This is a genomic window from Streptococcus pantholopis (assembly GCF_001642085.1).
GTDB classification, from domain to species: Bacteria; Bacillota; Bacilli; order Lactobacillales; family Streptococcaceae; genus Streptococcus; species Streptococcus pantholopis.
Genome location: NZ_CP014699.1, coordinates 1060676 through 1079636 on the forward strand (window position 1 = coordinate 1060676; position 18961 = coordinate 1079636).

The 18961-nt window shown below is 41.2% G+C and carries 14 protein-coding genes; 2 read left to right on the forward strand and 12 right to left on the reverse strand.

The genetic code is table 11. The features are described 5' to 3' along the window. Nucleotides 1-102: 102 nt before the first annotated feature. The 12 genes from A0O21_RS04940 to A0O21_RS05000 all read right to left on the reverse strand — a co-directional run bounded on the left by A0O21_RS04940 (nucleotide 103) and on the right by A0O21_RS05000 (nucleotide 17493). Nucleotides 103-939, reverse strand: coding sequence for an amino acid ABC transporter substrate-binding protein (locus tag A0O21_RS04940; RefSeq protein WP_067065148.1), 837 nt, complete (start codon nucleotides 937-939; stop codon nucleotides 103-105). Between the two features lie 22 nt (nucleotides 940-961). Beyond that, nucleotides 962-1591 (reverse strand): amino acid ABC transporter ATP-binding protein, encoded by a 630-nt coding sequence (locus tag A0O21_RS04945; RefSeq protein WP_067062182.1) that lies wholly within the window; start codon nucleotides 1589-1591, stop codon nucleotides 962-964. 9 nt (nucleotides 1592-1600) lie between these two features. Further along, on the reverse strand, nucleotides 1601-2242 hold the full coding sequence (locus A0O21_RS04950) for an amino acid ABC transporter permease (RefSeq protein ID WP_067062185.1): 642 nt from the start codon (nucleotides 2240-2242) through the stop codon (nucleotides 1601-1603). Between the two features lie 178 nt (nucleotides 2243-2420). Beyond that, nucleotides 2421-3569 (reverse strand): mannitol-1-phosphate 5-dehydrogenase, encoded by a 1149-nt coding sequence (locus A0O21_RS04955; RefSeq protein ID WP_067062188.1) that lies wholly within the window; start codon nucleotides 3567-3569, stop codon nucleotides 2421-2423. A gap of 844 nt (nucleotides 3570-4413) precedes the next feature. After that, nucleotides 4414-4851, reverse strand: coding sequence for a PTS mannitol transporter subunit IIA (locus A0O21_RS04960; protein ID WP_067062191.1), 438 nt, complete (start codon nucleotides 4849-4851; stop codon nucleotides 4414-4416). Nucleotide 4852: 1 nt separating this feature from the next. Further along, nucleotides 4853-6808, reverse strand: coding sequence for a BglG family transcription antiterminator (locus A0O21_RS04965; protein WP_067062194.1), 1956 nt, complete (start codon nucleotides 6806-6808; stop codon nucleotides 4853-4855). Nucleotides 6809-6831: 23 nt separating this feature from the next. Then, nucleotides 6832-8598 carry a PTS mannitol transporter subunit IIBC gene (locus A0O21_RS04970; RefSeq protein WP_067062198.1) on the reverse strand — a complete coding sequence of 589 codons (1767 nt, stop codon included), beginning with the start codon at nucleotides 8596-8598 and terminating at the stop codon, nucleotides 6832-6834. Between the two features lie 429 nt (nucleotides 8599-9027). Then, on the reverse strand, nucleotides 9028-10842 hold the full coding sequence (glmS, locus tag A0O21_RS04980) for a glutamine--fructose-6-phosphate transaminase (isomerizing) (RefSeq protein ID WP_067062205.1): 1815 nt from the start codon (nucleotides 10840-10842) through the stop codon (nucleotides 9028-9030). A gap of 208 nt (nucleotides 10843-11050) precedes the next feature. Beyond that, nucleotides 11051-11611: a signal peptidase I gene (gene lepB / locus A0O21_RS04985; RefSeq protein ID WP_067062207.1), complete on the reverse strand. Its 561-nt coding sequence runs from the start codon at nucleotides 11609-11611 to the stop codon at nucleotides 11051-11053. 108 nt (nucleotides 11612-11719) lie between these two features. Further along, nucleotides 11720-13222: a pyruvate kinase gene (gene pyk, locus A0O21_RS04990; protein ID WP_067062211.1), complete on the reverse strand. Its 1503-nt coding sequence runs from the start codon at nucleotides 13220-13222 to the stop codon at nucleotides 11720-11722. Between the two features lie 72 nt (nucleotides 13223-13294). Further along, the gene (gene pfkA, locus A0O21_RS04995; RefSeq protein WP_067062215.1) at nucleotides 13295-14308 is read right to left on the reverse strand and encodes a 6-phosphofructokinase; all 1014 of its coding nucleotides are present in this window, start codon (nucleotides 14306-14308) and stop codon (nucleotides 13295-13297) included. Nucleotides 14309-14388: 80 nt separating this feature from the next. Continuing rightward, nucleotides 14389-17493, reverse strand: coding sequence for a DNA polymerase III subunit alpha (locus tag A0O21_RS05000; protein WP_067062218.1), 3105 nt, complete (start codon nucleotides 17491-17493; stop codon nucleotides 14389-14391). Between the two features lie 396 nt (nucleotides 17494-17889). Between A0O21_RS05000 and A0O21_RS05005 the strand changes: the two genes are divergently transcribed. Together A0O21_RS05005 and A0O21_RS05010 are read left to right on the forward strand one after the other, a co-directional pair. Further along, nucleotides 17890-18258, forward strand: coding sequence for a GntR family transcriptional regulator (locus tag A0O21_RS05005; RefSeq protein WP_067062221.1), 369 nt, complete (start codon nucleotides 17890-17892; stop codon nucleotides 18256-18258). 1 nt (nucleotide 18259) lies between these two features. Further along, on the forward strand, nucleotides 18260-18958 hold the full coding sequence (locus tag A0O21_RS05010) for an ABC transporter ATP-binding protein (RefSeq protein ID WP_067062224.1): 699 nt from the start codon (nucleotides 18260-18262) through the stop codon (nucleotides 18956-18958). The last annotated feature ends 3 nt before the right edge of the window (nucleotides 18959-18961 follow it).

The following is an 18961-nucleotide window of genomic DNA, read 5'->3' on the forward strand; positions in this document are numbered from 1 at the left end:
TCTCTGCGCCAGTTGCTGCAGATTTCCCATATAGAAAAAAAGAAGACAGCTCCTGTAGGGGCTGTCCTTTTTCTCTCGACAAAATAAATCATACCTACCTAGCTACTTAATGTCTTCTGAGGCAACATCTTCGCCAAACCATGTGTCAGAAATTTCCTGAAAACGCCCGTCTTCATGAAGTTCAGCAAAGGCAGCATTAATTTTTTTAACCAGTGTTTTATCTGCTTTGCGGGCACCAACTGCAAAATTTTCTTCGGCATAATCACCGGAAATAATATTGTAATTATCCAGCTGACCTTCCTGCTGTAAATAATAATTAGCATAAACGCGGTCAATCAGCAAACCATCAATCCGATCATTTTCAAGATCAATAAAAGCTTGTGTAAAGGTCTCATACTGAGTGGCATCATCATTTTTAACAAAATCCTTAAGGATTTCGGGATAATCAGTAAATGCCTGATAGCCTGACGAACCGGCCTGAGCCCCTAAAACCTTGTCCTTCATATCAGAGAAGCTGGTTATATTTGAACTTTTCTTCGTAACAAGAACTTGTTCATTCTCCATATACGAATCAGTAAAGAGAACTTTTTCCCTGCGCTCATCTGTCGCAGAATAGCCGTTCCAGATTAAATCAATATTGCCGTTGTTTAATTCTGTTTCCTTCATATCCCAGTTAATAGGCTGCCACTCAACTGCAATACCGTATTTTTCAAAAACAGCCTCTGCCAGCTCAATGTCAAAACCGGCATAGGAACCGTCCGTATCTTCATACCCCATCGGAACAAACGTTTTATCAAAACCGATGGTAATCTCACCGTCATCTTGATAAGTTTCCCACTGATCAGAGGAAGTCGCTGAATTGCTCCTGCTGCTGCAAGCTGCCAGAATAAAGGGTACCAGCAGACAAAAAACAAGCCTGAAAAATTTTTTTCTGTTCATCATTAATCTGTCACTTTCTTATTTATTTGGGATTGATTTTAACAATGGTATCAGAGATAGTTTCAGCAAAGGACAAATCATGCGTTACCACAATCTGTGTGATGCCTAGACTGCGATTCTGCAAGATAAGCCGTTCTACCTCCTGGCGCAGTTCCGGATCCAATGCACTGGTAGGCTCATCATAGCCAATAATCCGAGGTTCAATCATCATGGCTCTGGCAAGAGCTACACGCTGCTTCTGTCCGCCGGACAGAGCATAAGGATAAGATGCTGTTTGATCGCTGAGACCTAATTTCTCTAAAAGATCATTAGCTCTTTCAATCGCTTTATCTTTCGGGATATTCATTGTTTTTAAAGGAGATAAAATCAGATTATCCAGAACACTTAAGTGCGGAAAAAGCTGAAAGTCCTGAAAAACAAATCCCAGCAGATTTAAATTCTCCAAATGATCGATAGGGACTGACTCTCCATTGTAAATAATTTCACCGGAGTCTATTTTTTCAAGACCGGCCAGCATCCGCAGCAAAGTCGTTTTCCCGCCGCCGGACGGACCGACCAGCGATAAAATCTTCCCTTCTTCGACAAGCAGGTTAAAGTGATCGAAAATCTTTTTTTGACCAAACTGCTTAGAAATATCTTTTAATTCTAACATCCTGTCTCCTTACTTATAATAGCTGTACTTCTTCTCAACACGATGTGAGATAATCGTTACAATACCAATAAGGAGAAGGTAGATAGCACCAGCCACAAACATTGGCATTAAAGAAGCGTCCCGATTGGCAGCAGTCTTGCTGGCTAAAAGCAAATCTCCTACTCCAAGCACATAAACTAAAGAAGAATCCTTAACCAGATTAATTATTTCGTTAAACACACTTGGCAGAACAATCTTGATGACTTGCGGCAAAATGATATAGCGTATCGTCTGAAACTGAGTAAACTTCAGCACCTTAGCAGCTTCATACTGGCCGCGGGGAACTGCAGCAATACCTCCCCGAAAAATCTCTGCAAAATAAGCAGCATAGTTAAGTGTAAAGGCTAGGATAGCAGCGGGCATACGCCCAATTGTCACTCCGACACTGGGCAGAACATAATAGAAAAAAATCAGCTGCAAAAGCAAGGGTGTGCCTCGCATCACCCAAATATACAAGGTCAGCAGCCAATTCAGAGGCTTAAAAGATACCTGCATTAAAAAAGCCAAAACTGCCCCTATTGGGATTGATAAAACTAAAACAGTGATAAATACCTGTAACGTAATCAAAGCGCCGTTTAATAAATTAGGTAAAATGTCTAATAAATAAGCCATGGTCTCTCCTGTCAGCATAATCACCTAACTATTATACCAAATTTTCAGAAGATTTTGGAGATGGTTCCTAAATTATTTGCAAAAAGCTTCTCAGATAGGAGTTAACTGTACAAAAAAAGGAAAGGTAAAATCAAATGCCTGCACAGAGACTTGATTTTACTCTTTCTTCTTTAATAAACTAAGCCTTTTTTTCAATACTGCTTACAATCTCTGCAATTAAAGCGCTATCCTTCAGGCCCGTGACCTCTGCAACAACCTGATCAGCTGGTTTTTGTGCTAAACTTTCCTGAAGCTGTCTGCTCTGTTCATCATCAGGGTCATTGTACTTAAAGACAAAACTGACCGTCCGCAATAGGCTGTCATAAGGCAGATGACGCTCTTTCAGCTCACGGATTGGCCGAATAAAGCGCTCATCAAAACCAAGCTTACGAATAGGTGTCCTAGCCACTCGAGTCACCTCATCAACAATATACGGATTTTCAAAGCGAGATAGGATGACCTTATGATAGTCAGCCAAAGCGGCCTCATCAAAGCCCCATTTAGCGATTAAAAGACTGCGGATTTCTGCCAGAACTGCTTCCACATTAGTTTTAACCTTGTCATTTTGCAAAGCCTCAAGAATGGTTTTTGCTCCATAAAAAGCTCCTGTGTAAGCTGAGGTAGCATGACCAGAGTTGACAGAAAAGAGCTTGCGTTCAATAAAGGGCTCTAGGTCTTCTTCATAATGCACCCCTTTTAATTTTAGATCAGGATTTTTCATGCGGCTGGTTTCAACAACCCACTCTTTAAAGGGCTCAACAACCACAAAAAGCGGATCATCATGGGACTGAGCCGGAACAATTCGGTCAACTGCAGCATTAGGAAAACCAACATGCTGCTGAGCATAAGTCAAAGCTTCCTGTGACAGGTATTTTTTCACTTCTTCGTATAGAAACTGTGAACCACCAATCATATTTTCACAAGCCAAAACATCAATAGCTTGCTTATTATTGTCTGCACAACGTGCTTCAATCCCTTTGGCAATCAACTCGGCAATAAGCGGCAGGATATTAGGACCTATTGCAGTGGTGATCAAATCAGCTGTACGTATAGCTTCAACCACCGCTTCAGGATGCTGGCCATTGTTGATTCCATTAACATGCTGAATTGTAATATGGCGCTGACCTGCCTCTGCAATTTCAATGTCGTACGACTGTCTCTCTTGCAAAGCGGTGATAATCGCTTCGTTTACATCAACAAAATCAATAGCAAACTGATTTTCTGCTAGAATTTCACCTATAAAACCGCGGCCAATATTGCCCGCACCAAAATGCACTGCTTTCTTCATAAATACCCTCCTCACAACAAGATACAAAGCCCGTTAAAAGAGCAAAGCAAAAATAGGAGCCTGACCGCCGAGTCATTAAAGACTCAAGGGAGGGCTGTCTTTTTTGCACAGCTCTTAGGGCGTGTTCAATTAACAAGATACAAAGCCCGTTAAAAACGCAAAAGGAAAATGGCGGTAAGTCCGAAATCTATGATTTCGCAGACGCACCCCTGCCAGGACGACTAGAAAGGTGCGGTCGACTGTTAAAGCGACAAAGCTTTCAGTCGTTTACGGTTGGCGGTAAGTCCGAAATCTATGATTTCGCAGACGCACCCCTGCCAGGACGACTAGAAAGGTGCGGTCGACTGTTAAGACGACAAAGCTTTCAGACGTCTACGGTTGGCGGTAAGTCCGAAATCTATGATTTCGCAGACGCATCCCTGCCAAGACGACTAGAAGGGTGCGGTCGACTGCTAAGGCGACAAAGCCTTCAGACGTCTACGGCTGGATAGTAATAATACAGCACTCAGCTTGACTAGTTTTTCCCACAGCGTTTAGCCCGTGTTCAATTAACAAGATACAAAGGGCGTTAAAAGAGCAAAGCAAAAATAGGAAAATTGACGAAGAGTCGCTGAGACTCTAGGAGATTTTATCTTTTTTGCACAGCTCTTAGCCCGTGTTCAATTAACAAGATACAAAGGGCGTTAAAAGAGCAAAGCAAAAATAGGAAAATTGACGAAGAGTCGCTGAGACTCTAGGAGATTTTATCTTTTTTGCACAGCTCTTAGCCCGTGTTCAATTAACAAGATACAAAAGTCGTTTAAAACACATAAGTCCGAAATCTTCCATTTCGTCTGCTGCGGTTTTATTCTACATTTTCTAATAAGCGGATAATCTCTTCTTCAGTTTTAGCATCGGCTAGTTTAACCACATTATCCACATCAGCACAAAAGATAGAAATTTTTTGAATCATTTGCAGATGCTCATCGCCTATACCAGCAATACCAAATAAAACGGTAGCTATTTGCGGATTGCTCTCATCACCAAAATTAACGCCATCAGGAACCTGAATAACAGTAATTCCAGATTTTAAAACTCTTTCCTTAGCTGCATCAGTTCCGTGAGGGATTGCAATAAAATTTCCCATATAAACTGATAAATCGCGGTCCCTTTCCACCATAGCCTCAATATACTCTTCTTCTACATAACCCTCTTTATAGAGAAGATGACCACAAAAGCGGATCGCTTCTTCTTTATTCGAAAAATCTTGGTTCAGTTTAATTAAACTTTTTTGAAATTCCATCTTAGTTCTCCAATTTCTTTATTTTTTCGGTAAAAATTTGATTGAGCAGCTGATAAATGATATCTTTATTGCCGGTTTTATAAATTTCAGTATAGAGATGATTTTCAATAATGGACTGACTGATTGCTGTCATTAAGTCCCGTACCTCTGCACTTTCATGCAGGCGGGTTAACATCACCAGTATCCGGGAAATTTCCTCTTCCTGATGATTCATCGACAGAGCCTTAACAGGCTGTTTTAGTTCAAAAACCAGAAAACAGGACCTCTCAATTTTACTGGAATAGGTGTGAAGCAAGGCTAAATGTGTCTCAGGAATGGCTAGTGGACTGATTTCAAAGTGTTTCAAGAGTTTTTTTGCCAAATAATCTTTATCCGTAACATGTACTAATTCTTTGACAATCATTCTGACAGTTTCCGAAAACTGCGGAAGATTATCTATCTGCTTAAAAGAAAATTCAGATAGCAAAGCCTGACTGGCTGTTAAATAGTTTTGAAAATTATAACTTGGTTTAAGATCGATGTCCTGAGGTATTTTAACATCGCGCTTGGCTTGTACATCCTGCAGATACTCTTGAAGCTGCAGGAGTTCTTTTCCATCAGGATAAACAGATATCATCTTTACATCCTGCAAAGAGGTCAGCTGAGTTGACAGGATACTGTCATAGTTTTTTCTGTCCTGTTCTGTAAAGCTAGACATAGCTTTTACTTTGACAGTTTCTACAAATGGTGCAATCGTTTTGAGACGGGTAATCAAAAGTTCGCAGGTCAACGGACGTTCATCACTTAGCAGCAAAATTGTAATAGGATAGATATCCGGACTTCTTCTGAGACTGGAGGCAAAATGCAGTGTAATCAGCTCATATTCGGTTTCACTTTGCAAATAAACAGGGAAGATCTCTCTTACCAGCAGTGTGACCACACGATGCAAGTATTCACTGTGATTAAGCGCAGAATGTCTGATAGTCGCATTTGCTGAATCTTCAAAAATAATTGGTATAGCCAAGCTCAGCCGGATATGATTAAATAAGAATTTAAACAAGGTTCGATCCTTAGCAAAATTGATTTTGGTATACAAAGCTACTTTATCAATAAGATTGGAAACATTATAGAAAAATTCACTGTCGAAATTTTCATGAAAAAGCGGTGTCTCCTGCCTTTTAATCACTAATTCATCTAAAACAGCTGCATAATAGAGAATCTCCTGTATCGGGTAAAAAAGACCATTTTTTTCCGATAACTCTGCATAAACCGACTTAGCAAAATCAAGCGAAACCTTGCTGACGACAGGGGACACACTCTCAGGTATTGCTCCATAGCCTGTCAAAGCCAGCAAAATAATAAAAAACTGGCTCATTTTTGCATCAATATCAGGCAGTATTGACTGATGAGCCTGAAAGATAAGCGTCGCTCTTTTCAGGTAGTCCTCATTGTCTGCTTTGAAAGAACTATAGTCATACTGCCAAAAATCAGAGACAGGAATATTGTTGGTCATCAGTACAGCTAACACCCGGCGCAGAGTTGTACTGTTTGGGTCAATAGAATACCCTTTCCTGCGTATCAGCTGCAAATCAAAGTCTGAAAACCGTTTTTCAATATCGGAAATATCCTGAATAATAGTCACATTGCTCACAGCAAAAGTTTCTTGCAGCTCTTCATTTGTCACTTCAGCCTCCGCTGTCAGCAGCTTAAAAGCAATCAAATTTAAACGCTCATTGCGCGAGAAAACAGTCTGACTGGTAAATTCTCCCAAATTTTCCAATTCACCGGTTAATAAATAGTGGTTACCTTCCTTGATAATGCCAATATCCATCTGATTAAGGCTCTCTGTTAAATCAGCCAGAGTTCGGTAAACTGTCCGTCTGGAAACTTTTAAAATATCTGAAATATTATTGATTGAAAGCTTTCCAAAATCCTGGAAAGCTTTCAGCAATTGTTCTTCACGTTTGGTTAGTAGCATATACTTATTATATACTTTTACTGTTATTTATGCATGCGGGCAACCATTTTATCATATTCAGGCGTTGTCACCAAACTGTCAACCACCAAAATTTGAGCTTTAGGGGCTTCCTGCTGAACCAGTGCCTGATTAGCAATTGTTGTCACAAGCAAAATATTTTCAGCATTGAACTTCCCTAAACTGCTGTTTGCTGCCTTAGAAACAGGCACAGCAATGCCATTGTTTTTAAAGATTGCCTCAAGGGTAGACTGCCCCATAGTTGCTGAACCCCGTGCTTGATCGTAGGCAAAAACAACTTCGTCAATATAGTTCAGGTCAATTTCACTATCATCAGACTTGCCATCAGTTGGTCCAGATGAAGCTGCAGCTGTTTGAGAAGCTGTTCCGGCAAGCATAGACACAATATCATCATACTTAGGAGTAGCTAAAAAGTTATCTACAGCTACATGAACTGCGCTAGGTGTTTTCTGAGCAGCCCGGTCTGCCAATTCCTCTTGAGTGACAATTAAAGTATTAGGCGTATCAGTCAGGTTAGAGATCGACTTGTTAGAAACCGGCAAATCAAGGCCAGCTTTCTTCACCTTATCACGAAGGATCGAAGCACCCATAGCTGAACTTCCCATGCCGGCGTCACAGGCAAAAATAATTTGCTGTACTGAATCAGCTGAAATATCTTCTGTTATCGCTGGCGCTGCTTCACTCTGCCCTTTAGATTCTGCTTTAGCTGCCTGAGTAGCCGCCTGAGCTTCTGCTAACGAATCTCCATCAGACTTATCTGCTTTCAGGATAGGAGCCGCAACAAGGAAGGAAACTGCTGTAGCCACAAAGACACCGGCCAGAACAGGCAGATAGCCTCCTCGAGGGGTCATCGCTAAGATAGCAATAATGGAACCGGGTGAAGCGGCGCCCGACAGTCCTGCTCCAAGCAGCTGGAAAGTAAAGGTACCAGATACACCGCCTGCGATAACCGCTAAGAAAAGGAGCGGTTTCATCATGACATAAGGGAAATAAATTTCATGGATACCACCTAAGAAATGAATGACCATGGCTCCCCAAGAAGAAGATTTAGCTGATCCCTTGCCAAAAATAGCAAAAGCAAGCAAGACTCCAAGACCGGGACCAGGATTGGTTTCAAGCAAGAAGAGAATAGACTTGCCGGCCGCAGCCACCTGCTCAGCCCCAAGAGGTGTGAAAATACCGTGGTTAAGAGCATTATTCAAGAAGAGAATCTTAGCGGGTTCAATCAAAATATTAGCCAGCGGCAACAATCTCGCTTCAACAATCGCCTGTACTCCGACACCAATTGCGTTTGTCAGGCTGGAAACAATAGGACCAACAGCTAAGAAAGCCAAAATAATCAAAATAAAGCCAATAATACCAGCAGAGAAATTATTAACCAGCATTTCAAACCCTGCTTTTACCTTATCCTGAAAGACCTGGTCAAATTTTTTGATACACCAAGCTCCAAGCGGCCCCATAATCATTGCACCAATAAACATTGGGACATCAGAGCCTGCTACAGCACCGAACGTGGCAATCGCTCCAACCACAGCACCGCGCTGGCCGTAAACATTATAGCCGCCGGTATAGCCGATTAAGACTGGCAGCAAATAAGTTAGAATCGGACTGACCATCACATTGAGAGTTGGATTCGGCAGCCAGCCGGTATCAATAAACAGAGTGGTTAAAATTCCCCAGGCGATGAAGGCTCCAATATTGGGCATAACCATATTGGAAAGAGCCGTTCCTAGTTTTTGCACTCTGACTTTTAATGAACTTTTGTTTTCCATGTCAAAGTTCCTCCTTCTTTCTTATCTTCATTATAAGGCAATCCAGCCTGTCAAAACACTCAAATTTTGGCACAATTTTTGTGTCAGATTGATAAAGTTTGATGCAAAAGTTTCTCAAATACCTACTCTGTTTCAAAGCACTGCTGAAAATCACTTCAACTTGCAGTTACAGATGAGAAAAGATTAGCAAAAAAGCAGCTAAATACCTTTAGTCTGCTGCGCTCTGTGGAAGAGGTCAAAAACAATTTGAATAATCAAACTTTTCGCTTCACTCTTCTAGTCGTCCTGGCAGAGGAGCGTCTGCCAAATCGAAGATTTCGGACTTGCCGTCTTTTTGCTGTGAGCCTGAATAGGCCGAATAGGCCTTGCATCTTAAAAACCTTCCAGAATTCTGAAAGGTTTTATTTACTTTATAAAGACAAAGTCGGTTTATTCAACGGTAACGGCTTTAGCCAGATTACGCGGTTTATCCACATCAAGCCCACGCTGCAGAGAAGCATAGTAAGCAATCAGCTGGGTAGGAATAACCATTGCAATCGTTGTTAAATAAGGATGGACTTTATTAACAATAATATCGTCTCCTTCACGGGCTAGGTCTTCTTCAACAATGACAAGCGCATTGGCTCCGCGGGAAACCACTTCAGCAATGTTACCACGTGTATGAGCCGCAATTTTTTCACTTGTTGAAATCAATGCAATAACCGGCGTCCCTTCCTCTATTAGGGAAATCGTTCCATGTTTTAATTCGCCGGCAGCAAATCCTTCACATTGAATGTATGAAATTTCTTTTAATTTGAGGGAGGCTTCCATTGTTACATAATAATCAATTCCGCGTCCAATATAGAAAGCATTGCGGGCTGTACTGAGTAAATGCTGAACTTTTTCAGCAATCAAATCTTTCTCTGACAATGTCGCTTCAATCGCCTGAGCAACAATGGACAGTTCATGAACCAAATCAAAATCCAGAGCTTCCTGCTTGCCATTAGCTTCACCGACAGCTTTTGCCAAAAAGGCTAGAGTAGCAACCTGTGCAGTGTAGGCTTTGGTAGAAGCCACCGCAATTTCCGGACCGGCATGCAGCAGCATTGTATAAGTAGCCTCACGCGATAATGTAGAGCCCGGAACATTGGTGATAGTCAAACTAGGAATTCCCATCTCATTAGCCTTGACCAAGACCTGACGGCTGTCTGCAGTTTCACCAGATTGGGTTAAAAGGATAAATAATGGCTTCTTACTTAAAAGCGGCATATTGTAGCCCCATTCCGAAGCCACTCCCAATTCAACCGGTGTATCTGTCAGCGTTTCCAGCATTGATTTTGCAGCAAAACCAGCATTATAAGATGTCCCAGCAGCTAAAATATAAATACGGTCTGATTCCTGAACAGCTTTAACAATGTTAGAGTCGACAGTCATATTCCCATTTTCATCTGCGTAAGTATTGATGAGTTTTCTCATTACCGTAGGCTGCTCGTCAATTTCTTTAAGCATGTAGAATGGATAGGTCCCTTTGCCTATATCAGAAAGGTCCAACTCAGCAGTGTAGGTATCACGTTCAATAGCATGACCGTCATAATCTTGAACTTCAACATTATCTTTGGTTACAAGTACCAGTTCTTGATCATGAATTTCCATATACTGACTGGTTTCACGAATCATGGCCATTGCATCCGAGCAGACCATATTGTAACCTTGTCCAAGACCAATCAGCAAAGGTGATTTATTTTTGGCGACATAAATAGTATCGGGATTTTCAGCATCAATCAAGGCAAAAGCATAAGAACCTTCGATAATGTGCAGCGCTTTTTTAAAGGCTTCCAGAACCGACAAACCATCCTCTTCAACAAATTTTCCAATTAAATGAACAGCAATTTCGGTATCTGTTTGCCCTTTGAGCTGATGGTCTGCCAGATACGTTTCTTTCATTTGAAGATAGTTTTCAATAACACCATTATGCACTAGAATAAAGCGGCCTGTTTGAGAAGTGTGAGGGTGAGCATTATCTTCACTTGGTTTACCATGAGTAGCCCAGCGGGTATGCCCGATTCCTGCAGTTCCTGTCACTGTATCACCGACTTTTTCTGCTAAATCTGCAATTCGGCCAACTGCTTTAACCAGCTGCCCTTTTTCACCATCTGTCACAAAAACGCCGGCTGAATCATAGCCGCGATATTCCAACTTTTCAAGTCCTTGAATCAGGATGTCAGTTGCATTTGCATTCCCGACAACACCAACAATACCACACATAGTTTTTACCTTTAGCAGAAACACCAATTTTACATTTCTGCCTCTTCTTTCTTAAGTTTGATTTGAGAATTGGTATAGTTTTAAAAGAACACCAAAAAACTCAACAAAAACAGTATATAATTTTCTTATTTCCTTGTCAATAAGAAAATTGGTATAGTCAAATTTCAAGATTCAAAAGCAAAATTCCCCAATAAAAAAGCAGCTTTCGCTACTCTACATCAATAAAACCAAACTGATTTAGGGGAAGTACCCTGAATCTGATCACGCCTTTTATCTGAGAGGATTTGATAATGCCAAATTCTCTGCTGTCCTTAGTATTGCGCCGGTTATCATTTAAAATTAAATATTCCTTATTGGCAAGCACGGTCTTTTGATCATCTTTAGCAATCGTTGCTAAAGTAAAATCTTCAGTGAAAAGTGATCCGGCCGGAGCAGATTCCAGATAGGCGGTTTTTTCTTCTTCAATATAATTTTGCGCTGCGACAGCATTATTTAAATAAAAAATATCATCCATATAAGTCACACTGTCACCGGCTTCGGCTACAATCCGGCCGACATAATCGTTTCCGTCAACTGTATAGAGAACAAAGTCTTTATACTGAGGGGTAACATTTTTATTGATGGTGACCAAATCCCCTTGATGTAAATAAGAATTAGCAGAACTTTCTGCAATCCGAACAGTTGAAAACACAAAAATTCGTAAAAGGAGAGCTGCTAAAATAATGATTAAAGCAATAATCAAGTTACGAATAAAATCTCTTTTTACCATAATGACTCCAAGCTATCTTTCTGAATAACATTATATCATTTTCCAGCTTATAAAAAAAGAGAAGCCGCTTATATTAAAAGCGAACATCTCTCAAATAAGAAAACATGTTTATTTAACCGTACGAATACGCATTGTGTTTGTTCCGCCTGAACCAACCGGTACACCGGCTACAATCACAATATTATCGCCCGATTCTACAAGACCAGATTTCAAAGCCGCTTTTTCAGCTACATCAAACATGTCATCTGTTGAAGCAGGTTTCTTAGTCACAACAGGAATAACTCCCCAATTAATCATCAATGATTTTTGTGTTTTTTCATCAAAAGTCACAGCCAAAATATCAGCATCAGGACGGTATTTAGAAATAAGACGTGCTGTATTGCCGGATTCAGTAATAGTAACAACCAGCTTAATATCCATAGAGCGGGTCGCATCTTTGACCGCTGATGCAACAACTTCTGTTTTTGAAGTCCGTTCAAATTCATCTGAGTTCAAGCGGCCGTATTCATTGAGCAAAGTCTGAGCATTTTTATCAATTGTTGCCATAGTCCGCACTGATTCGACCGGATACTTCCCATTGGCCGATTCTCCAGACAGCATGGTCGCATCTGTTCCGTCAATAACAGCATTAAAGACGTCCGATACTTCTGAACGGGTTGCCCGCGGTTTATCAGTCATTGTTTCCAGCATATTCGTTGCTGTAATAACTGATTTGCCGGCAGCATTAACTTTAGTGATAATCATCTTTTGGTAAACAGGAACCATTTCAAACGGAACCTCGATTCCCATATCTCCGCGTGCGATCATGATACCGTCTGCAGCCTCAATGATTTCATCAATATTGTCAATCCCTTGCTGGTTCTCAATTTTAGCAAAAAGCTGAACGTGGTCATTGCCTGTTTCTTTACAGATGGCACGAACCTCTTCCACGTCTTTAGCTGTGCGGACAAATGAAATAGCAATGAAATTAAGCCCTTGGCTGAGCCCGAAACGAATATCAGCATTGTCTCGTTCTGCCAGTGCAGGGAAAGGGATTTTTGTATTAGGGATATTAACCCCTTTTTGTTTGGCAATAATACCGTCATTTTCAACTTCAACGATAAATTCCCGTTTAGCAATATCTTTTTCGATAACTCTCAGTCCCAACTTCCCGTCATCAATAAGGATAGTCTGACCAACAGCAACATCGTCGTAAATATCTAAGGCACCGGCAACATTTAAAGCAATAATATCACGCGTTGATTCAATGCCTTGTTTTGTCGCAACACGAATTCGCTCACCTGTCGTGTAAGAATATTCTTTAGCATCCTCTGCAAACAATTCCGTACGCATTTCAGGACCTTTAGTATCCAGCAGAAAAGCTACCTTTTGGCGTGCCATTTCCTCTGCCAGACGAACTGTTGCCATGCGTTCGCCCTGCTCTGAATGGTCACCGTGTGAGAAATTGAAACGAAAGACATTAGCACCTTCGGTTATGAGTTCAGCAATTTTAGCCGCCGATTTTTCAACATCCAGCTTTTCAGCCCAGTAACCATCTTCACCGAATTTCTTACCGCCGCGAATTTCAACCGCAGGGCCAAGTGTTGCAACAATTTTTACGCGTTTATTCATATAAATACGAAACTCCCTTTATTCTTTATTCATCCATAAAACATCAATAATTTTAGATTGTTATACTTAATCTTAATGTGCCAAATCACGATTTAAAGCAGCAAAGTCAAGACGTGCTTTATGCGGATTGTTAACAATAATATTGCCTTCTTCAGTCAGACTAAAGAGGGCACCTTCTTCAGCACTGCCAAGAATTGGGCTCTCAACCAAGGCTTCATTATGAATGCCGACAGCCAGTCCGCCGCGGCCTTCAAGAAGCAGCTCAACTGCGTGGGCTCCCATCCAAGAAGCAATGACCCGGTCACGAGGAGATGGTGCTCCGCCCCGCAGAATGTGCCCAAGGTTTGTGGCACGCAAATCACTTGTGTCGCCAGCTTCCTTCATAAGCGAAACAAACTTTTCGGCATGCATAACACCTTCAGCAAGAACAATAATATGGCGATGCTTGCCTTTTTTCTCATAGCCTTCCCTGACTTTAGCAACAACATCATTAATATCGTATTCTTCTTCAGGAATAATAATCTGATCGGCACCTGCAGCAATTCCGGACCAAAGTGCGATATCACCGGCATTACGCCCCATCACTTCAATAACAAATGTCCGCCCGTGGCTAAATGACGTATCGCGAATTTTATCAAGAGCTTCGGTAGCAGTATGGACAGCTGTATCAAAACCGATTGTATAATCAGTTCCGGCAATATCATTGTCGATTGTGCCAGGAATACCAATAGCCGGGAAACCGTGCTCAGTCAGGCGCATAGCGCCATGATAAGAACCATCACCGCCGATGACAACAACACCTTCTATATTTCTCTTTTTCAGCTGTTCAATCCCTGCCAGCTGTCCTTCAAGAGTTGCAAACTCAGGATAGCGGGCAGACTGCAGAAAGGTGCCGCCATGCGACAAGGTATTCGAAACAGCTTGTGCATCCAATGGAAAAATATCTCCGGCAACCATACCTGCATAGCCGCGGTTAATACCAAAGACTTCCATCCCTTCATTAATTGCTTTACGAACGACTGCACGAACAGCAGCATTCATCCCAGGAGCGTCACCGCCACTGGTCAAGACAGCAATACGTTTCATTTTGCTAAGACTCCTTTTTTACTTTTTAACGTTCTTATTATAGCATAATCCTTACCAAATTGCTCCCTTTTCGTATTTTTTTATCGAAAAACCGTTTTCAGGACATATTGTTCTAATCTTTTTGCTAATGTTTGATTTTTCTGGACATAGTAGGTCTGACTCTGAATGGTCTCCTTGCTGTCCCTGTAATGAAGGACAACAGGAATCTCTCCTTTGAACTCAGACAGAACAGCAGATATTTCTCTGTCATAGCGGTGATCCTGCAGCAAAATCCAAAAACGTTCCGAACCGGCCTCTTCTGCTCCATTTAAAATCATTTGCAGCTGCCCCTCACGCTTCTGTACTTTTCCCAGCAAATAGTAAAAACTCCCTTCCTGCAAGAGTGATTTAAATTGCTGATAGCTCTCCGGAAACACAGTAACATCCAGTGTTTTCTTAGCATCAGTAACTTTCAAAAATGCCATTTGCTGGCCTTTAGACTTGGTCCGGATCACACGTATCTTTTGAATCTGAATGAGTATGGTAGCTTCCGTATTTTCCTGCAAATCATTTATAGTTTGAAAAGTTCTTCTCGACTGCTTAGCAATTTCAAAAAGCGGATGCGGACTGAGCCCAATCCCTAAGAGCTCCTGTTCTATCTGATATTTTTCCATCCCCGAATAATCGTCTGTTTCCAGCCAATTATAAGCACTGTCAGCAAACAAACTGCCCAGTTCATTAACAAAGGTAAACAGATGGTCCAAATTAGCTTCAATTTTTTTCCGATTAGGCTCAAAAGCATCAAAAGCCCCAATACGGATCAAAGGTATGATATAGTCACGCTTTTGAAAATTAGGCGGGAGCTGTGTTAAAAAATCTTCGACACTTTGAAACGGTCTTTTGTCAATAATCCAGTAGGCCAGTTCCTGAGGAAAACCTTTTAAGTGCCGCATGCCCAAAGAAATACGATCTTGAACAATTTTATCTGTATAAGGAACAGAGTTAATCTCTACTTTCCCCACTTCAAAACCGGATTCTAAAGCATCAACAATATAATCACTGCTTGAATAATTGAGCATAATATCATAAAAAATGGCAGGATAATGCGCTTTAAAGAAAGCCAGCTGGAAAGCCAAAGCCGAATAAGCAAAAGCATGGCTGCGGTTAAAGCCATAACCAGCAAATTTAGCCATACGGGCAAAAAGATTTTGAGCTGTTTCCAAAGGATGCCCCAGCCTTTGGGCACCTGCAAGAAAATCTGCTTCCATATCCTGCATTTCTGCGTGATTTTTCTTCGACATTGCCCGGCGGAGCAAATCGGCCTTGCCTAATGTAAATCCAGCATAGACCTGAGCAATCTGCATAACCTGTTCCTGATAGAGCATGATACCGTAAGTTGGTTCTAAGATTGGAGCCAAGGTCTCATCAAATAAATCGACACGCTCTCGGCCAAAGCGCCGTCTAATATAATTTTCCGTATAGTCACTGGCCCCCGGCCGATTCAAACTGGTCGTTGCCACTATATCTTCAAACTTCTGCGGCTTAATCCTTTTTAGGAGATTAATGGCTCCGCTTTGTTCAAATTGAAATATTCCTTTAGTCTTACCGGCCGCAAAAAGCGCCAAAGTTTGCTTATCTTCTAAGTCAATGGCTTTAATATCAATTACTGTTCCCTGTGTTTCAGCCAGTTTTTCCTGCATTTTTTGAACAAAAGTCAGATTGCGCAGTCCTAAAAAATCCATCTTCAAAAGGCCGTTCGCCTCAACTGCACCGGCATCGTACTGTGTAATCATCATATCCTCTCCGGCTTTAAGAGGAATATGTTCGGTCAAATCATCATCGCTCATGACAATCCCTGCCGCATGAATAGAAGTCTGACGCGGCTGGCCTTCAATACGCTTGGCTATGCGATAGGCCTTCTGGTACTCCGCCCTGCTGTTAATCATCTGTCTGAAAGCCAAGTTAGTCTCATAAACACTGCTCAGACTATCTCTAAATCTAATTTTTTTGGTTATATCCGTTAATTCATATTCCGTCAGGCCAAAACGTTTAAAAACATCACGAACTGCCTGCTTGGCACCGAAAGTGGAAAAAGTCACAATTTGTGCGGAATGCAGTGAGCCATAGCGATTTCTGACATAATGAAGGAAATCGCTGCGGTAGATATCAGGTAAATCAATATCAATATCGGGCATGCTGTAACGCTCTTCGTTCAGGAAACGCTCAAAAAGAAGATTGTTTTCTACGGGATCAATACCGGTGATATCCAGAGCAAAAGATACCAAGCTCCCCGCAGCTGAACCGCGGCCCATCCCCATATAATAACCGCGACTCCGGCCGAAACGTAAAAGATCCCAGACAATTAAAAAATAGTCATCAAATCCCATTTTATGAATGACAGTCAGTTCTTTTTGCAAACGTTCTTGGTAAACCGGAAACCATAAGTTTTTAGCTCTCAAGCCTGACTCTGTCAGTTCAGCTAACTCTTCTGCTGCCTCTCTTTCCCTATTAAAGCGAGGCAATTTTAAATCGGTATCAAAGTGATAAGAAATTCCGGAGACAAGTTCCTCTAAATTGGACAGAGCCTGAGGGAAAATTTCTTCAAAACGCTGTGTCATCACTTCACACGATAGCAAGGCCTGATTGGCAAACCCAGCCTCAGTTTCTCGTAAGGGCTTGTTATCACGAATAGCATGCAGCATCTGAATAATCTCAATCTCTTCATCATCAAAATATCGGACAGTCTGAAGAGGGAGCAGAGGCTGGCTGTAATTTCTCTGCGGTGAGTCCTGATAAACTCCGATATAGTAATCAAAAGCTAAATCCAGTCTGTCAATTCCTTCAAAATAGGGAAGCACCAAAGCTACACCGGAAAGATATTCAGCCAGATTTTCGTAGGTCAGCTGGCTGGACATTTGCAAAGTGGAGAGTTTCAAAAGATTTTTGTAACCTTGCGTATTTTTAGCGATGAAATAAAACAGGCAGCTTTCTCCATTGACCGAAAGTTCAGCCTCTAGGCCTAAAACAGGCTGAATACCAGCTTTTTGGGCCTCCTTAATAAAATGAAAACCAGCATAGAGACTATCCTTATCCATAATACCAATCGTTTGATAACCCAAGGACTTTGCTTTTTGGATATAGCTGCCTAAATCAACCAAGCTGTCCATAAAAGAATAGACCGTCTTAGTATCCAGTTGTGCAAACATGATTCTCTCCTTCTGCATTCTTCTTAGCTTCTATTATACTATTAAAAAAAAATCCATGCTGAACTTTTCTTCTCCAGTATAAGAAAAGTTTTTTTCGGCTGTTCAAGTTTCAGCTATCTATTGTTTAACAATTCTGAGTTAAGACAGCTGGCAGTCTCAGCCTTATTTTCTTGACATTTTACCTATATTTTTGTATTATCTATATAGTACAAAGGCCAAAAATGAATAAAAGTAAGTAGAAACGAAAAGCAAGGAACCTCTTCAGACCAGCTGACAGAGAGAATACCCGAAACTGTGATGGATCATCAGAATCGTTTCCTGCTTAAACTTTCCAGTGCTTGATTTTCAGCTGTTTTCTTTCTGGACTTTCTTTGTATTTAAGGAAAGGGGTTTTTAATGTCTTGGAAATTTGATGAGAAATCGCCTATTTATTCTCAAATTGCACACTATATCAAAATGCAGATTATCAGCCAAGAAATGGTAAGTGGTGAACGTCTCCCCACTGTGAGAGAACTGGCAGAGACCGCTGGAGTCAATCCTAATACTATGCAGAGAGCTTTCACAGAATTAGAACGCGAAGGGATGGTTTATTCTCAGCGAACATCAGGCCGTTTTGTCACAAAGGACAAAGACCTGATTGCTGCTAAACGACACGAAGCGGCTCAGTCTGAAATCCACTCATTTGTTGCCAATATGAGAAAAATCGGTTTTCAAAATGAGGATATCATCTCTGTTTTAAAACTATTTATGAAGGAGAATAATTAGGATGGCACAACTCTTACAATTGCATCATGTCACCAAAACATTTAATAAAAAAGCTGTCATTGATGATTTAACTATCAGCTTGCCCGCCGGTAAAATCATCGGATTGTTAGGACCCAATGGAAGCGGTAAAACGACCCTAATTAAGCTGATAAACGGCCTTTTACAGCCTAATCGGGGAGAGGTCGTTATTGATGGCTACCACCCTTCTGCTGCAACCAAAAAAATCATCTCCTATCTGCCGGATACAACTTATCTGCGTGAAGAGATGAAAATAAAAGAAGCCATCACATTTTTTGAAGATTTTTTTGCAGATTTTAATCGAGAACAGGCAGAACATCTCTTAAACGACCTTGGACTGGATATCAATCAGCGCTTTAAAAACCTTTCAAAAGGAAACAAAGAGAAAGTACAGCTGATTTTAGTTATGAGCCGCAAAGCGAAGCTCTACTTGCTGGATGAACCAATCGGCGGAGTAGATCCGGCTGCCAGAGACTATATTTTGAAGACCATTATTAACAATTATTCTGAAGATGCATCCGTTATTATTTCAACACATCTGATTGCAGATATCGAACCGATTTTAGATGAAGTTATTTTCTTAAAAGACGGGAAAATCATCATAGAAGGCAATGCTGATGACCTGCGCTCGCAATATGCACAGTCCATTGATTCATTGTTTCGTGAGAGATTTAAAGCGTAGGGG

What these genes read in the sequence shown, in the direction of transcription:
- lepB (WP_067062207.1), bottom strand. Translation starts at nt 11,611, where the DNA reads ATGGTAAAAAGAGATTTTATTCGTAACTTGATTATTGCTTTAATCATT.
- A0O21_RS05000 (WP_067062218.1), bottom strand. Translation starts at nt 17,493, where the DNA reads ATGTTTGCACAACTGGATACTAAGACGGTCTATTCTTTTATGGACAGC.
- A0O21_RS04965 (WP_067062194.1), bottom strand. Translation starts at nt 6,808, where the DNA reads ATGCTACTAACCAAACGTGAAGAACAATTGCTGAAAGCTTTCCAGGAT.
- pyk (WP_067062211.1), bottom strand. Translation starts at nt 13,222, where the DNA reads ATGAATAAACGCGTAAAAATTGTTGCAACACTTGGCCCTGCGGTTGAA.
- A0O21_RS04960 (WP_067062191.1), bottom strand. Translation starts at nt 4,851, where the DNA reads ATGGAATTTCAAAAAAGTTTAATTAAACTGAACCAAGATTTTTCGAAT.
- glmS (WP_067062205.1), bottom strand. Translation starts at nt 10,842, where the DNA reads ATGTGTGGTATTGTTGGTGTTGTCGGGAATGCAAATGCAACTGACATC.
- A0O21_RS04970 (WP_067062198.1), bottom strand. Translation starts at nt 8,598, where the DNA reads ATGGAAAACAAAAGTTCATTAAAAGTCAGAGTGCAAAAACTAGGAACG.
- A0O21_RS05010 (WP_067062224.1), top strand. Translation starts at nt 18,260, where the DNA reads ATGGCACAACTCTTACAATTGCATCATGTCACCAAAACATTTAATAAA.
- pfkA (WP_067062215.1), bottom strand. Translation starts at nt 14,308, where the DNA reads ATGAAACGTATTGCTGTCTTGACCAGTGGCGGTGACGCTCCTGGGATG.
- A0O21_RS04950 (WP_067062185.1), bottom strand. Translation starts at nt 2,242, where the DNA reads ATGGCTTATTTATTAGACATTTTACCTAATTTATTAAACGGCGCTTTG.
- A0O21_RS05005 (WP_067062221.1), top strand. Translation starts at nt 17,890, where the DNA reads ATGTCTTGGAAATTTGATGAGAAATCGCCTATTTATTCTCAAATTGCA.
- A0O21_RS04955 (WP_067062188.1), bottom strand. Translation starts at nt 3,569, where the DNA reads ATGAAGAAAGCAGTGCATTTTGGTGCGGGCAATATTGGCCGCGGTTTT.
- A0O21_RS04940 (WP_067065148.1), bottom strand. Translation starts at nt 939, where the DNA reads ATGAACAGAAAAAAATTTTTCAGGCTTGTTTTTTGTCTGCTGGTACCC.
- A0O21_RS04945 (WP_067062182.1), bottom strand. Translation starts at nt 1,591, where the DNA reads ATGTTAGAATTAAAAGATATTTCTAAGCAGTTTGGTCAAAAAAAGATT.